Annotated in this window: 10 protein-coding genes; 7 read left to right on the top strand and 3 right to left on the bottom strand. The window is 42.2% G+C overall.

The window, feature by feature from the left end:
* The first annotated feature begins 72 nt into the window (after positions 1-72).
* From VB620_RS05485 to VB620_RS05465, 5 genes are all read left to right on the top strand, one after another.
* Complete coding sequence (locus VB620_RS05485; protein WP_323195130.1) at positions 73-555, top strand: hypothetical protein; 483 nt, start codon at positions 73-75, stop codon at positions 553-555.
* Between the two features lie 338 nt (positions 556-893).
* The gene (locus tag VB620_RS05480; protein ID WP_323195129.1) at positions 894-1541 is read left to right on the top strand and encodes a pentapeptide repeat-containing protein; all 648 of its coding nucleotides are present in this window, start codon (positions 894-896) and stop codon (positions 1539-1541) included.
* Between the two features lie 47 nt (positions 1542-1588).
* Complete coding sequence (locus tag VB620_RS05475; protein ID WP_323195128.1) at positions 1589-2413, top strand: SDR family oxidoreductase; 825 nt, start codon at positions 1589-1591, stop codon at positions 2411-2413.
* Positions 2414-2446: 33 nt separating this feature from the next.
* Complete coding sequence (locus VB620_RS05470) at positions 2447-3358, top strand: alpha/beta fold hydrolase (RefSeq protein ID WP_323195127.1); 912 nt, start codon at positions 2447-2449, stop codon at positions 3356-3358.
* Positions 3359-3544: 186 nt separating this feature from the next.
* Positions 3545-3913 carry a zinc ribbon domain-containing protein gene (locus VB620_RS05465; protein WP_323195126.1) on the top strand — a complete coding sequence of 123 codons (369 nt, stop codon included), beginning with the start codon at positions 3545-3547 and terminating at the stop codon, positions 3911-3913.
* On the opposite strand, the gene nblS is transcribed toward VB620_RS05465, so the two are convergent.
* Both nblS and purD read right to left on the bottom strand, forming a co-directional pair.
* Entirely contained in the window at positions 3910-5856 is a 1947-nt protein-coding gene (nblS, locus tag VB620_RS05460; RefSeq protein WP_323195125.1) for a two-component system sensor histidine kinase NblS, read from the bottom strand. The genes VB620_RS05465 and nblS overlap by 4 nt on opposite strands.
* Before the next feature lie 178 nt (positions 5857-6034).
* Entirely contained in the window at positions 6035-7309 is a 1275-nt protein-coding gene (purD, locus tag VB620_RS05455; protein ID WP_323195124.1) for a phosphoribosylamine--glycine ligase, read from the bottom strand.
* A 224-nt stretch (positions 7310-7533) separates the two neighbouring features.
* Between purD and VB620_RS05450 the strand changes: the two genes are divergently transcribed.
* Positions 7534-8487: an NAD-dependent epimerase/dehydratase family protein gene (locus VB620_RS05450; RefSeq protein WP_323195123.1), complete on the top strand. Its 954-nt coding sequence runs from the start codon at positions 7534-7536 to the stop codon at positions 8485-8487.
* A gap of 248 nt (positions 8488-8735) precedes the next feature.
* Here the strand turns inward: VB620_RS05450 and VB620_RS05445 are convergent, their stop codons facing one another.
* Positions 8736-12575 carry a DUF2157 domain-containing protein gene (locus tag VB620_RS05445; protein ID WP_323195122.1) on the bottom strand — a complete coding sequence of 1280 codons (3840 nt, stop codon included), beginning with the start codon at positions 12573-12575 and terminating at the stop codon, positions 8736-8738.
* Between the two features lie 261 nt (positions 12576-12836).
* Here VB620_RS05445 and VB620_RS05440 point away from each other — a divergent pair, with 261 nt between their 5' ends.
* Entirely contained in the window at positions 12837-14915 is a 2079-nt protein-coding gene (locus tag VB620_RS05440; RefSeq protein ID WP_323195121.1) for a mechanosensitive ion channel domain-containing protein, read from the top strand.
* Positions 14916-15087: the final 172 nt, after the last annotated feature.

Here is a 15087-nt window from a genome sequence, read left to right as displayed (position 1 = left end):
TAGTCTTTTCATCTATTCAGGTAACAGAATTATACCATTTCAAAGCCGTTAGTTTTTATAGCCCCAAATCCTATGCCTGGTTCTCAAATATTCTCTACGTCTTTTGACTTTCAAGGAGTTTACCCCTGTCCTCTCTGTCGGGTAGGTAAAATTTATCAAATGCCGATGATGGAGACTATGGCTTGTGATTTTTGCCATGAAATTTTTACGGTTAATTTAGAAAAACAACAAATCAAGATGCCTTCTCGCCAACCTCCCCTAATTTGGCGCTGGAATGGTTGGAATTGGACAGAAGGTCAGTTGGAGGGGGTGGAGTTGGGTTGGGGTTATGGACTAGCCGCAGTTGCGTTTGTGGTGCTGCCTACAAGTTTAATTGCTCTGGTGGCTTATTACTTTCCGCCAGTATCTGATGATTTGATAAGTTGGCTACCATATATCTGGACGATACTAACTTTTTTGTCACATCTATCCATTATTCTCTGGATTCTTGTGGAGATTTATCAGATTCCCATCGGGGCTTATTTCAGAGCTATTAACCGGTGGCGGAATGGATAACTTTGACATGGATACAAAACTCAAGGTTCACTTGGCGATCGCACTACAGTTTCGGTGTATACAAATAAGGTAGAGGGTTTTGCAATTAGCTGATAAAAAAGTTATTTATGAACTGAGTTAGCTAAGACACGCTTGTATAATATTTGAATCTCAGTATTGAATTGAGCGCAGATAGGGAAAAGCTCTTCTTAAATTGATACCTGTGGACAAGAACCCGCCCCAGCCCTTGGCTAAAACAGGAATTATCACCAATTCCAGTTTCAGGAATAGATTTGAGTCGGTTTCATCTAGCAGCTGCATCACTCATACTTAATTTGATTGTCTAGAAAAATATCATAATGAGCGAGATGGAGCAGTATTATCGAGTTTTAGAAATAGAACCTGGAGCCACAATTGAGGAAGTAAACCAGGCTTATAAAGACTTGGTTTTTATTTGGCATCCTGATCGTATTCCTCAAAATAATCTGCGCTTACAAAAGAAAGCCCAAGAAAAGCTGAAAGCCATTAATGAAGCTCGTGATCAATTACGGTCTTTAAATGATCAGCATCCAAATAGTTATCATTCTTCGGGATATCAACCCAAAAAAACACGGCAAAGTAGCTATAAACCACCCCAAACCAACCCAGATTTGAGTGGTAAAAACTTCCGAGGTTCTAACTTAAGCAACAAGGATTTATCTGGGAGAAACTTGAGTTACGCTGACTTAAGTGGGGCTGATCTGAGTGATACTTTCATGCATAAAGTCATTCTTAGGGGTGCAAATTTATCTGAGGCGAATTTGTTTAGAGCTAACTTACTTTTAGCTGATATGAGAGAAGCCAACTTGCGCTTTACTAACTTAATTGGTGCTGACCTGAGTGGAGCGGATTTGCGGGGGGCGGATTTTACAGGAGCGCGGATTCGTTCAGGCGATCGCCTACTGGTAAAATTGATAGGTGCTAACTTAGCAGGTGCAATTATGCCTGATGGTCTTATCCATAGTTAACAAGCTGTCCGCCGAGAAAGTATTGATGGGAAAAATCAGGTGAATTTATGAACATTGCCATTATTGGTTGTGGTTACGTTGGTTGTGCTGTCGCTGAATTGTGGCAGCAAAAAATGACTTTTATGATCACAGCCACCACAACTAGCCCTGAGCGTGTCCCGACTTTAGAAAAAGTAGCCCAAAAAGTTGTAGTCACCACCGGAAATGACCGAGAAAAATTAAAATCTGTCTTGCAAAATCAAGATATTGTCCTATTGAGTGTGGGAGCCAAAGGGTCAAATTTATATGAAGAAACTTATCTAAAAACAGCCCAAACTCTAGCAGAGATTTTACCAGATATTCCTAGTATTAAGCAACTAATATATACTGGCAGTTATTCAGTTTATGGTGATTTCAAAGGTACTGGAGTAGATGAAGAAACTCTAGCTCAACCACGGAATGAACATGGCAAAATTCTCCAAGCAACTGAGAATGTATTGCTAGCAGCATCTACTGAACGGCTCCGCGTTTGTATTTTGAGATTAGGAGGTATTTATGGTCCTAATAGGGAACTAATGAAAATATTTAGTAGAGTTCCTGGTACAACCCGTCCTGGTACTGGCGAAGATATTGCTAATTGGATTCATTTAGATGATATTGTGAGCGCTATAGAATTTGTGCGTCTCAATCATTTACAAGGTATTTATAATCTGGTAGATGATGCGTCGCTCACCAGTCGAGAATTGCTGGATAGCTTAATGGAAAAATATGATTTACCCCAAGTAAAATGGGATCATACTGCTAAAAGTAACCGTCCATATAATGCGAAAGTATCCAATCAAAAAATCAAACAAGCAGGATATAAATTAATTCATCCACAGATGATATTGTAGTCGCAATTAAAAATTAATCGTCAGGGAAAAAACGTGAACATCAACATATCTCCTACCCAATTTTACACTTGGCAAAATTATAGTTGTGCCTACGAAATATATCAACCGCATAACTCTAATGCAGAGGGTTTACCTTTACTTTTAATTCATCCCATTGGTGTTGGGTTATCCCGGCAATTTTGGCATAGATTTCGTAAAGAATGGTACATAACAGGTCATACAAATTCTATTTACAATCCTGATTTATTAGGATGTGGTGAAAGTGATATGCCCCATGTGGCTTATACTCCTAGAGATTGGGCAGATCAATTAAATTACTTTTTGAAAACGGTAGTAAAAAAACCTGTCGTGATTATAGTACAAGGTGCTTTGCTACCAGTTGCTATCGAGTTAGTGCAGAAAAACTCAAAATTAATTGCGGGAATGATTTTAGCGGGTCCTCCTGCTTGGCCAGTGATTACGAAAAACTCATCAGAATTACAGCAAAAAATAGCTTGGAATATCTTTGATACCCCTTTAGGTAATGGATTTTATCGCTATGCGCGGACAGAAAAGTTTTTGCGTTCTTTCTCCACTCGGCAACTTTTTGATGCTGAAGAAGCTGTAGATAAAGAGTGGTTAAATATGTTAGTTAAGGGTGCAGAAAATCCAGAAAGTCGCCACGCAGTATTTTCCTTTTTAGCGGGGTTTTGGCGACAGGATTATAGTGGTTATTTAGCTTGTATAAATCAACCCACTTTGGTAGTTGTGGGAGAAACTGCATCGAGTATTAGTAAGGAAGGTAAACAAGAAACACCAGATGAACGCTTGGCGGATTATCTTGGCTGCTTACCCCACGGTAGTGGAATTAAATTACCCGGACGTAACGTTTTACCATACGAATCAACGGCGGAATTTATTAAAGCGATCGCACCATTTATTGAGAAAATGTCCACTGGAACTTAATTTCGGTATAAAGCGACTATAGCCCACTCCCGAAAATGGCTAATAGAAATTTTATGTTAAGGCGCACATAATCACGAAATTCATTAATTCATCTGCGTTTATCTGCGTCCATCTGTGTTTAATTATGATTAAAATTTTGTTCTATTTAGTATAAAATCAAAATGTTTACCTATTTATCCTGAAGTTGTGGCTACTATATCTTGTCCCCATTGCCATCAACTCGTTGACAATGAAGCAATTACTTGTCCCCATTGTCGGACAACCCTGAAAGCTTATGGTCATCCAGGAATTCCCCTACACCGGGCGACTGGAGAAGAATCTCTGTGTGAAAGCTGCACATATCATGCTGATAATACTTGTAACTTTCCACAACGCCCCTACGCTAAAGAATGCACCCTGTACGACAATCTAGAGCAGAGCCAGTTAAGATTACAAGCGCAACATCAAGCCAACAGCTTTGGTGCAACTCTGAAAAAGTGGACTCAACGTCACCAGTCTTGGTTGCTACTACTAGGTTTATTATGCCTCTGCTTGCTGATAGCTTTATCTAGTTAAACCGTAGGAATTGTGATGGTTTCAGCCGGAGACTCAGCTAAAATTTGGGGTTCTGCTTGAAACACATTTAAGTCAAACCAAAAAGTAGTTCCCACCCCCACTTCACTCACTAAGTGCATCTGACTACGATGCCTTTCCATGATATTTCTGACTATAGATAAACCCAAACCAGTACCTTCTAGGGTGTGAACTCGGTTTTCTACACGGAAAAAACGGTCAAAAATTGCCTGTTGATCTTCTGCTGCAATACCAATACCAGTATCTGAGATTTCCACGCGCACCTCATAACTGGGCAGATGTGAGTTAGGCGAAGAATCTAATTGGTAAGCACGAATTGCGACTTGACCACCAGAGTGAGAGAATTTGAGAGAATTTCCCACCAAATTAGCTAATACTTGCAACAACAAATCATAATTACCCAGGACTAAGGGCAAATCAATGGCGACTTCTTGAATTAGTTCAATACCTTTATCTCTAGCATTGAGTTGGTAAGTCCGCAGGGTTTGTTCAATAGCTTGGGCTAAATCTACAGCACCAAAGTTGTAACTGCGTCCAGATTCGAGTTTGGATAAATCCAAAACATCGTTAACTAAACGGGTGAGTCGGTCGGTTTCATTATTGACAGTTTGCAGAAAATCTTGCCTTTGTTCTAAACTCAGGTCTTCACCATATTCATGCAAGGTTTCAATAAAGGATTTGATATTAAATAGAGGTGTGCGTAATTCGTGAGAAACGTTGCTGATAAATTGGCTTTTGGCTTCATTCAGTTCGACTTCACGAGTAATATCTTGCACAGTAATGGCAATGCCTTTTATACTTTCTCGTTGCAGGTTGAGTACAGTAGTTAAGAGAATGCGGACGGTGCGCTTTGTGGCTGTGTTTAAATGAATCCGAAACTCGGCGCTTTCACATTCACCTGCGGCCATTTCTGATAAAGGACGGGTAATTTCCATCTGTACGGCTGAGGGTAAATGATGTAGAACATTGCTACCTTCTACCTCTATTCCTTCCCAGCCAAAAATCCGCCTTGCTGTGGGGTTAACTAAAATCACCTGCATACTGTTATCAATTAATACAGCACCATCAGCGATTGTGGAAACCAAGGTTTCGAGTTTGGCTTTTTCTGCGGTTAATTCTTCAATATTTTGCTCTTCATAGCGCTCTAGACGCTCTGCCATTTCATTAAAACTGAGAATTACCTCTCCCAGTTCGCCACCTAGCGGTAAGTCAATGCGCTGCTTGAAATTACCTGCTGCAATTTGTTTTACCCCTACTAGGAGTTCTGTAATGGGTTTAGTAATGGTTAAAGCGTTAATCACTCCTGCCAAAATTACCATAACCCAGATGGTGATAAAAACGGCAATGGTAACATCACGGGTGAAATTAGTGGAAATAACTGCCGTTTGATTAGGGTTGATACCAATGGCTAATACACCCTGGTATTTTTCATTGACAATCAGGGGGATAAAGACATCGGTGACTATGCCATCTGGGGTGAGATGTTGCCGCACCATCGGCTGTTCTCGGTCTTTACTGTAATCTTCTGGTAGGTATATTCTGCGCTTAATGGTGAGGGAGTTTTCTACTTCTGGTTCCCAAAAGGGAATGCCAAAAAATATGTCCCCAGTTTCATCGGCGTACAGCATATAACTGACGCTGGAGGTGCTGCTGTAGAAGCGTTGAGAAAATTCAGCAACTTCGGTGAGGTTGTCATCGGCGATTAGGGGCGCAACGTTAGCAGCCAATAGTAGTCCTAAGTCACTACCAAAGCGGGTGTCATTCATCCTAGCATCTTGCTGAATTGTATTCACAGCCCAGAAGGTGAGACCACTCATGATCAAAGAGACTACTAAGGTGGCGACGGCTAAAAGTTTGGTCTGGAGGGTGAACTCTGACCACCAATTGGCAATTGCTTCTCGGATTGTTGTTAAAGGAGCCAGCATTGTAAACACAGTTGTTAGTAGTTTCGGTTATTCAACCCCAACAACTAAAAAATTAACAGTTAATTCGATAAATATGTTAGTTGAAAGAGAGGGTAGTCAGGGTATGGCCACTTGTCTGGGCAGTTTTGGCTGTATTCCGGCTGAAAATGAAGTCCGGGGCTGCTGCCGAGGATAATTTTTATTTCAGGACTCGATGACCGATATCTTTACGGTAATACATTCCTGGAAATTGAATTAATTTTATGCCACTGTATGCTTGGGCGATCGCCTGGGGAAAACTTGCACCAATCCCAGTCACATTTAAGACTCTTCCGCCATCTGTAATTAGTTGTTGTTGGTTTAATTGTGTCCCTGCCTGAAATACGGTTACTCCAGAGGATTCTGCCTCTTTGATGCCAGTAATCACTTCACCTTTTGCGTATTTCCCCGGATAACCACCGGAAGCGGCGACCACAGTAGCGGCTGCTCCTGGTTTCCAAGCAATGGGGGGCATTTGCCCTAAGCGCTGCTCTACACAGGCTAGGATTAATTCTACTAAGGGTGTTTCTAACAATGGCAAAATTACCTGTGTTTCGGGGTCACCAAAGCGACAGTTAAATTCTAAAACCTTGACATCGCCATCGGGGGCAATCATCAATCCTGCATAGAGGATACCACGGTAGTCGATGCCTCTAGCTCTTAAACAGGCGATCGCAGGTTCTAAAACTGTTGTTTGCACCCTAGCCATTAACTCTGGTGTCGCAATGGGTGCAGGGGCATAAGCTCCCATCCCCCCAGTATTTTCCCCGGTATCACCCTCCCCGATGCGTTTATGATCTTGGGCTGGTAACAACGGGCGAATAGTTAATCCATCAGTCAAGGCTAAAACTGATACCTCTTGCCCAATCAAACATTCTTCCACCACCACAAAATTTCCCGCACTGCCAAACTCACCTTGAAAAATGCTATCAATGGCGGTTTCTGCCTGTGCAATGGTTGTGGCAACTATCACACCCTTGCCGGCTGCCAAACCATCGGCTTTGACAACAATGGGTATTCCCTGGGAATTTACGTAGGACTTCGCTGCCGTTGCTTCCGTAAATACCGCAGCTTTGGCTGTAGGAATCCCGGCTTCTTGCATTAAAGCTTTTGCCCAGGCCTTACTAGCTTCAATTTGCGCTCCGGCTTTCACTGGTCCAAATACCATCAGTCCTTGACTTTGGAGGTAGTCTGTGATACCCATTGCTAGGGGGACTTCTGGGCCGACTACTACTAAGGAAACCCCATTTTCCAGGGCGTATTGGCTGATTCCGGCAAAATCATCCACAGCCAAAGATAAGTTCTGACAACGTTCCAGAGTTGCAGTTCCGCCATTTCCGGGGACACAGATTACTTGTTCAATTTGAGGAGATTGCAACAGCTTCCAAGCTAAAGCGTGTTCGCGTCCTCCATTACCGATAACTAAAACTTTCACTGATTTCTTCGTGCTTCCCTTATAAAACCATTACACTCTAGAGGCGATCGCATATCTATTTTGGCATGGGAGAGGAATGAATTAATTGATTCCTATATTCAAAGAGTGGGTATTGCCGAAATATGAATATAATTTATCAGTATTTATAATTAAATTTTCCAGGTGACAATAATTAACTGCCAAAAACGTCAATATCAAAATTCAAAACATATCAATTTATAAACATGACTAAAACAATCGTCACTGGAGCCGCCGGGTTTATTGGTTCTCACCTTGTAGAAGCATTACTGCAACAAGGACAAGAAGTAATTGCTATTGATCAATTTAATGATTATTACGATCCTACATTAAAGCATAAAAATCTGGCACATTTACACAATTCGCCGAAATTTAGTTTAATTACCGGAGATATCCAGGTTTTAGATTGGCAGAAGCTACTGCAAGATGTTGAGGTTATTTACCATCAGGCGGCACAGGCTGGGGTGAGAGCTAGTTGGGGCGCAAGTTTCCGTAATTACACGGAACGGAATATTAGTGCCACTCAGGTTTTATTAGAAGCTGCTAAGGATGCGAAAAGCCTGAAAAGATTTGTATTTGCCTCGACATCTAGTGTCTATGGCGATGCGGAAACATTACCCACCCATGAAAAAATTCCCCCACAACCGGTTTCGCCCTATGGAATTACCAAGCTGGCGGCGGAACGTTTGTGTATGCTTTATCACAAAAACTTTGGTGTCCCCATTGTGGCACTACGCTATTTTACGGTTTATGGTCCCAGACAGCGCCCTGATATGGCTTTTCATAAGTTTTTCAAGGCTATATTGCAAGATGAAGCCATTCCTATTTACGGCGATGGGTTGCAAACGCGGGATTTTACTTTTGTCAGTGATGCTATAGCTGCTAATTTAGCGGCGGCCACTGTACCTGCGGCTGTGGGTGAAGTCTTCAATATTGGTGGTGGTAGCAGGGTTGTGTTAGCTGAAGTTTTGGACACTATGGCGGAAATTGTCGGTAAACCGATTCGGAAGAATTACATCGAAAGGGCGATGGGAGACGCGCGTCATACAGCTGCTGATGTGTCGAAGGCTAGGCGAGTTTTAGGATATGATCCTCAAGTTTCTTTACGGGAGGGTTTAACGCGGGAATGGGAATGGGTAAGGGGTTTGTATGAAATATAGGAGGAACGAACCACAAAGCACACAAAGAAAGAAAGAAGGAAGAGGTTTAGCAGGATTTACGCAAAAAAATCTCTCAAACCCCTATTCCTCTGTGTCCTCTGCGTCTCTGTGGTTCGTTCTTCCGTAATTCTTGCTACGCAACAATTGCCAAAAATCTTGATTTATCCAACCGCCAAGCCGCCAAGAACGCCAAGAAAACGTAGATTATGCGTAAGTACTATTTAAGAATAAATGGATTACCTGGAGTGTTATTCCCATTGCTGGAGTTGATCTTTGATGCTGCTAAGTAGGGTATTTATTTGAGTCCGGCGGGTTTCAAAGTTGGCGGCTATGGAAATCAGTATAATCCCTACTAGCAAGCCGACTATCCATTTTAGGAAGGGATAGCTAAAGCTGAAAATTATTAATTGATAGCAGCTGGTAATTAGGAAGCTGGCTGTACCAATATACAGAAAAGCTCTGGTTTTTAAAGCTAGTCCGGCAAATATGGCGATGAGGCTGAAGATTCCGGGGATTAAGGGTGTTTGTTGTTCAAATAAAATTGCCCATCCACAAATTAAGCCACTGGCGATGATTCTTACACTATGACGGGCTGTTTTATAGTTGGGTAGTTTTAACAGAGGATCTACTTGGGCAATATACAGCAGTGAGAATCCTATGGGTGTGATATGCCACAAAGCATTGGTGAGGCTGATGCTATCAAACCAGCGCAGCATAGCCCAATTAATTAATCCGGTACTGATATATGTCAAACGGATGTTTTTACTTACCTGGGCGAGAAAGATATAAAACCCAGCTGCGATGAGTAAGGTGATGGAGGAAACTTCTAGTCTGGTTTCCCATAAAATAATCAGGGGAATAATGTGTGCAACTTGTTTCCAAGGTCTGGGCGACCATCCCCAGTTTTCCCAGGGTAAGATGTATAAAAAGTATGCTATTACACAGGCGATCGCACCGTTCCAAGGTACTAAGGGGCCAGTTAACCACTGTCCTACTGCTGTTTCTCGCCAATAAATTCGCATGGCGGCTATTTCTAAGAATCCCAGATAAACCCAGATTTCTCCGGTGGTAATCATGGGGAAAATACTGGGGATAGCAGCTGTTCTCTTTCCTTGAAAGATGGCATATCTAATTAAAAATACCCCGGTTCCTAATCCCACCATCCGGTTAATGTCAATGGGAAGGAAAATAGCGGCCATTAATAAGCTGCTACTCCATAACCAATGCAGATGGGCGATGTTTTTTAGTTGTTGGGGAGTCAGACCTAAGTAACTGGTTATCCAGGGTGTGAGGATGCGATAAGCATACATAATACTGGTTCCCAGGGCTGACATGGCAATTAAACCATCACCTAATGCGCCTCCTGTGCTTTGGAACATTTGATAAAACAGCAGTTCATAGGCGGAGACTGATACGCCAATGATTCCTAAATATAATAGGGGTTTGAAGGATGCTTTACGTCGCCCCACTCCAATGAGTATGAAGGCTACACCCAAGGAAAAGAACCCAGTCGCAGCTGTAAAGGTATATAACCGGAAGACTACACTAATAGCACCATAAATTAAGGGCAAAATGTGTAAGCTACTGGGAAAGGTTTGTAATTGATGTTTGCGTCGCCACCATTCTCCTAGCAGTTGGGAAACTAAACCCAAGGCGATGTTAGCTATTGCAATTTTCAGGGTGGAATTTTCGCCAGAGGTGAGGATTTCGGCAATGATTAATTCTACACACCAACCAATGCCATACAATGTCCAATTTGTGGGTGCTTGCCAACTACGATAGACAATTGCAACTAAGGTTATGGTGCTGGGGATGAGGTATAAAAAGTTGGGTGGAATATAAGGATTGAGTAAGGTGGAACGGAAGGTGATTCCGCATAATTCGGTGATACATAATGCGATCGCCCATCGATCACTAGCGACTGCATATATAGTTGCTAATTCGTTATCCCTTTGTATTAAAACTGTTCTGGCTAACCATAAACTGAAAGTGGCGATCGCCCCAACAATAAACCACCCAGATGTAGTCAGTTCCGGTAATCTTTCCCACAGCAACACCCCAATAAAACTCAACCCAAAACCGACTGTAATTCCCGCATTAGCTTTGTGTCTTAAATAGTTAGTATTTACGAACATCAAGGCCGTCGCTACACCTAAACTAATTAATCTGGTTTCGGTTAGTGGTAAGGTTAAAAGCTGACTCATGCACACAGCGATCGCACTAGAAAAAGTGTGAATATTTCGCCGTTGTCCACTGGTGCGACTAGCTAAACCTGTGAGAGTTAAAGGGGTAATTAGCCATAATATCCCCCAATGGTCGAAAATACCATCGTTAAACCAAGCTATTTGGTTATTCATCCACAGGAAATAAAAACTCAGGGTAGCCAACCCGCAGCCGATATACCAGGAACTTTGTTGCCAAATTCCATCCCCCAGACTAAATACCCATTCTGCCACCATCACAGCCAGTAAAATGCCAGCCCAGATGTATAAAGGTAGATTGGGGAATTGCCAATGAATCGTGGAACCCACTGTCAACACTCCCATGATGTGAGTGAAATAGACCAAGGGAATGGGGACTGGGGAACGGCGTTGAGTGATGACTATGAGAGTGATGGTAGAAAAGAGTAGATTGAGCGATCGCAGTGTGGGGTTTACATAGGCAATTGCGGTTAAAAAAGCCCCGAATACCAAAGTTAGAAATTCACTAATTTGTCCTAATTCCGGGTGCTGTCTGTGATGAATCTTCTCAGTGATTACCACCATAAAGATTAAATAAGGGAATAAAGCGACACCTAATAACGCCCACGGTTGACTTTCTGTATGGGTGAGTTGAGTCGCAATGGCGATCGCTTGTTGTTGTAATTCCCCAGGTACTAACCGCCAACCCAGCCAAATTGTTTGTAAACCAATGGTAAAAAATGTTGCCAAGTCAATGAGTGAACTATAGCTTTTTAAGCGATTACCCACAGACACCAAAGCCAAGCCACTAACAAGGATTGCTTGTGCGGGTTGAGTGAATACCGCTACTAGCCAACCGAGAAATAGGAGAATACTTCCCAGACGTTGCCAGAGGGATGTAGAATCTCTGTGTTGTGCTAACCAAGTTACCAGCCAGCCGCAAATCCCAATGGCTAAACCTAACTGAGTGATATTCACCCCATTCACAAAAATGGCGCGAACTAATAGAACTACTAAGCCATAAATAATTACAGCCCCGAATAAGCTGATACCTAATTGATTCGGTTCTGTACGAGGATTTTCGGAAGTGATGGGGGGCTGCTGTGGGTAACGATGGTGATAAATAGTAACAATAGTTGTACCTACCATTGCCAGATAAATGGCAAATAAGGGAAAGTAGGATAATTCCCAACCCCAATGCAAATAACTAAGACCCAGAATATTTACTAGAGGTAATTTCCCGGTGGGTAGGTTGCTAAAAACGCGAGTATTTTTGCAGAGTAAGACTGTAATAAATGTCAGAGTCGGAGTGGCGATCGCCACTGTCAACCAGTTTAAAGGATTGTGCCACAATTGAAAGCTGTCCATCGCCCAAAAGTTCACCGGGATCAATAACAGGGTGACAATTAGCAAAGTTTGAGCTGTCAATCGGAGATTATTTTGTTTCTCCGCCCAAGAACTAAAGCCCCAAAAACTTAAGGTATAAGCGAATAACACACCATATTGGGCAGCAGCCGGAAACCTCTCCCACTGACTCGCAGCCAGTACGCCGGAGGAAAGTACAACCAAAAATAAACCTAAAAACAGTAGCCAACGCACACTCAATTCTGCCCCCAAGGACTGCAACATTGAGGAAACAAAATTAGGTTCCGGTGGTTTTTGGGGAGTTTTGCGGGGACTACTAGACGCGGAAGCCTTAAGTCGCAAAGCTGTGACCTCTTCTGGTTCCGGCAGAGTTACAGGTTCTAAAACTACTTCACAGACCAGAAACTGTTGGCATAGCTGCCTAACCTGGCGATCAGATATTAAACCCAAGTCTAGCCAGATATCCAATCCGGTGAGTAATTCCGGGTGAAAGGATGGCAGCTTGAGTATAATGGTTAACGGTTCGTCAACTGGAGATGGCATAAGCCCTCAAGATATCGGTAGATGCTTATATGATTATTCGTCAACCGTGAATTTATGCGATCGCTGTGACACTTATTGTTACTGAATACGCAGCAAGCATAAAGAACTTTATCTTTTTATGCCCAGTCCTTAATAATACACAGTAGAATTGTATTGATACAGTTTTCAAAATTGCAAATCTGTTGCTACATAGAGTTAGAACTATAAAGTTTTATTAATTACGCGATATAAATAATCTCCTGGTGTGAGGGAAAACAGACTATGATGTACTGTCGAGTGCGTGCTATTGTTCTCGTTGGTATTGTTTGCACTGTCACAGTATGCGGTACACTTGGGCGATCGCTAACAGTAAAAGCTGAAGAAACTGGGATAGAAAAAGTTGAGCCTGTAACTAGCGGAAATGCTACAACCGCAATTACAACTGAAGATCCAGAAATTCCGGTTGATGAGCTACGTTTGTTAGTCCAGCCCCTGAGTTTGGAAGAACTTCAGAATGAAACAGCAGCATGGCTGTTATTACTCAAAGAACAGGTCAAAAAAATTAGCCACGCGGAAATTGCTATCAAGCGTCAACATCAAACTATCCAAAAACAGCAAGAAGCCACTAATGCTTTAGAAAAAGCCAAACAAGCCTTCACAGCAGCCAAGGAATACAAATCTCGTTCTTATCCAGATTCACCAGAATTTCATAAAGCCACAATCAAAGTAGAACAAGCTCAAGACAACCTCAAAAAAGCTCAGTTAGCGGTCAGGAAAGCCGCAGCCACGAAAACAGAACTCCAAAACGATATAGCTTTGAGCAGTGCCTTAAGCAACGCTAGGGACATTGACCAACTCTATCAAGCAAAAAAAATCCTTGTGCAAGCCAAGGGATTCCGCAGAAAAATCACTACCGATTCCATCGCATACGAAAGTGCTACTCGCAAAATTGACACACTAGAGGAGAGCATCAACACTTTTGAAGATGCACAAGCAGCCCTCAAAGATGCCGTATCGGAATCACCAGCATTTACAGAGGCTAACCAGAACTTAGCACTCGCACATAAATCTCTGATTAAAGCCCAAGAAGTAATTACTGGTATTGATACAAACCAAGTTGACCCAACTGATAACTTTTCCCAGAACCTCAACGAAGTATCAATGGTTTTGCAAAGAACCAAAATCAGCAGCCCCAGTGGTACAACAATTGCTGGCCCCATCAAAGTTGTGAATGACAGAGAAAGCCTGAATCAAAAAGGTAAGAACCTGGAAATAGCAGTACAACAACTGGAAGAAAACACCGCAACTGAGTTAAAGTTGAAAAACCAACTGGTGATTGCTGTGATCAGTCTTCAGGCAGACCGCACGGCAATTATTGATCGTTTGAGAATCATATTAAACGAACTAGAGAGCAAAGGTGGCGACCCTGAGCCTTACCAACAGTACATTAAAGCTGCCAGTAAATTTTCCGTTGACTTAAAAGATACAAAAGATTTAGGCGTTCGCTTGGTCAGTTGGTTCAAATCGGGAGAAGGTGGTTGGCGTTGGTCTGCGAACCTCAGTCAATTTCTGGGTATTGTGATTACCTCTGTGATTATTTCGCAAATTCTCAGTTCAATTCTTCAGCGCTTACTTTTCTACTGTGATGGTATATCTGCGCTATTGCGTCAGTTTATTATTATGGCGGTTAGGCGTGGTGGGGTTATCGTTGGTATTATGCTGGCATTAACAGCATTAGAAGTCAGCATCGGTCCAATTTTAGCTTTGCTTGGGGGTGCTAGTTTTGTGCTGGCATTTGCGCTACAAAGTAACCTCAGTAATTTTGCTAGTGGCTTAATGCTGATGCTTTATAAGCCTTTCGATGTTGGCGACGAAGTAAAAATCAATGATATTTGGGGAAATGTCGATTCTATTACTTTGGCGAATACGAAAATCATTGGCTTCAACAATCAGGCTTTCACCATTCCCAACAATGTGGTCTGGGGTGGTACTATTGAAACCCTATCTCACGGTAAAATTCGACAAATTAAGATTTGGTTACGGATTGGATTTGACGAAGATTTAGCCCGTGTAGAACAATTGCTCATAGAAATCATTAAATCGCACCCTAAAGTTCTGCGAGACCTCCAGCCTTTCACCAATGTGTGGCAAGTTGAAGATTACTACATCAGTGTTGCTGCTAATGGGTGGACAACAAAAACGGAATTTTGGGAAGTTCACGAAGACCTGATTCGGATGATTCGAGAACAGTTTAAAAAAGAAGGTATCCGCGTGGGGGCTAATCCTATGCAAGATATTATTGTTAAGCAAGTGTTTGTTGAGTCTAATGGGTCTGAAAGTAAGAAAATAATTCCTTCCTAATTAGGTAAGATTACCCGAAATTTATTGAGTTGGCGATCGCTATTTTTCTAATTCTTTAATTCTGCGTCAACCTACATTTTTTCGCTCAAATGCCTATCTGGAGTAGTTTTGAAGCGCTGAAATGATAACACAGGTTGACGCAAACCCTTAAACCTTTACCAGTCCTGAGTTT

It is taken from the genome of Nodularia harveyana UHCC-0300 (assembly GCF_034931085.1).
Classification (GTDB): domain Bacteria; phylum Cyanobacteriota; class Cyanobacteriia; order Cyanobacteriales; family Nostocaceae; genus Nodularia; species Nodularia harveyana.
The sequence above is the reverse complement of the archived record's forward strand: the minus strand, read 5'-3'. Positions and strand labels throughout refer to the sequence as shown.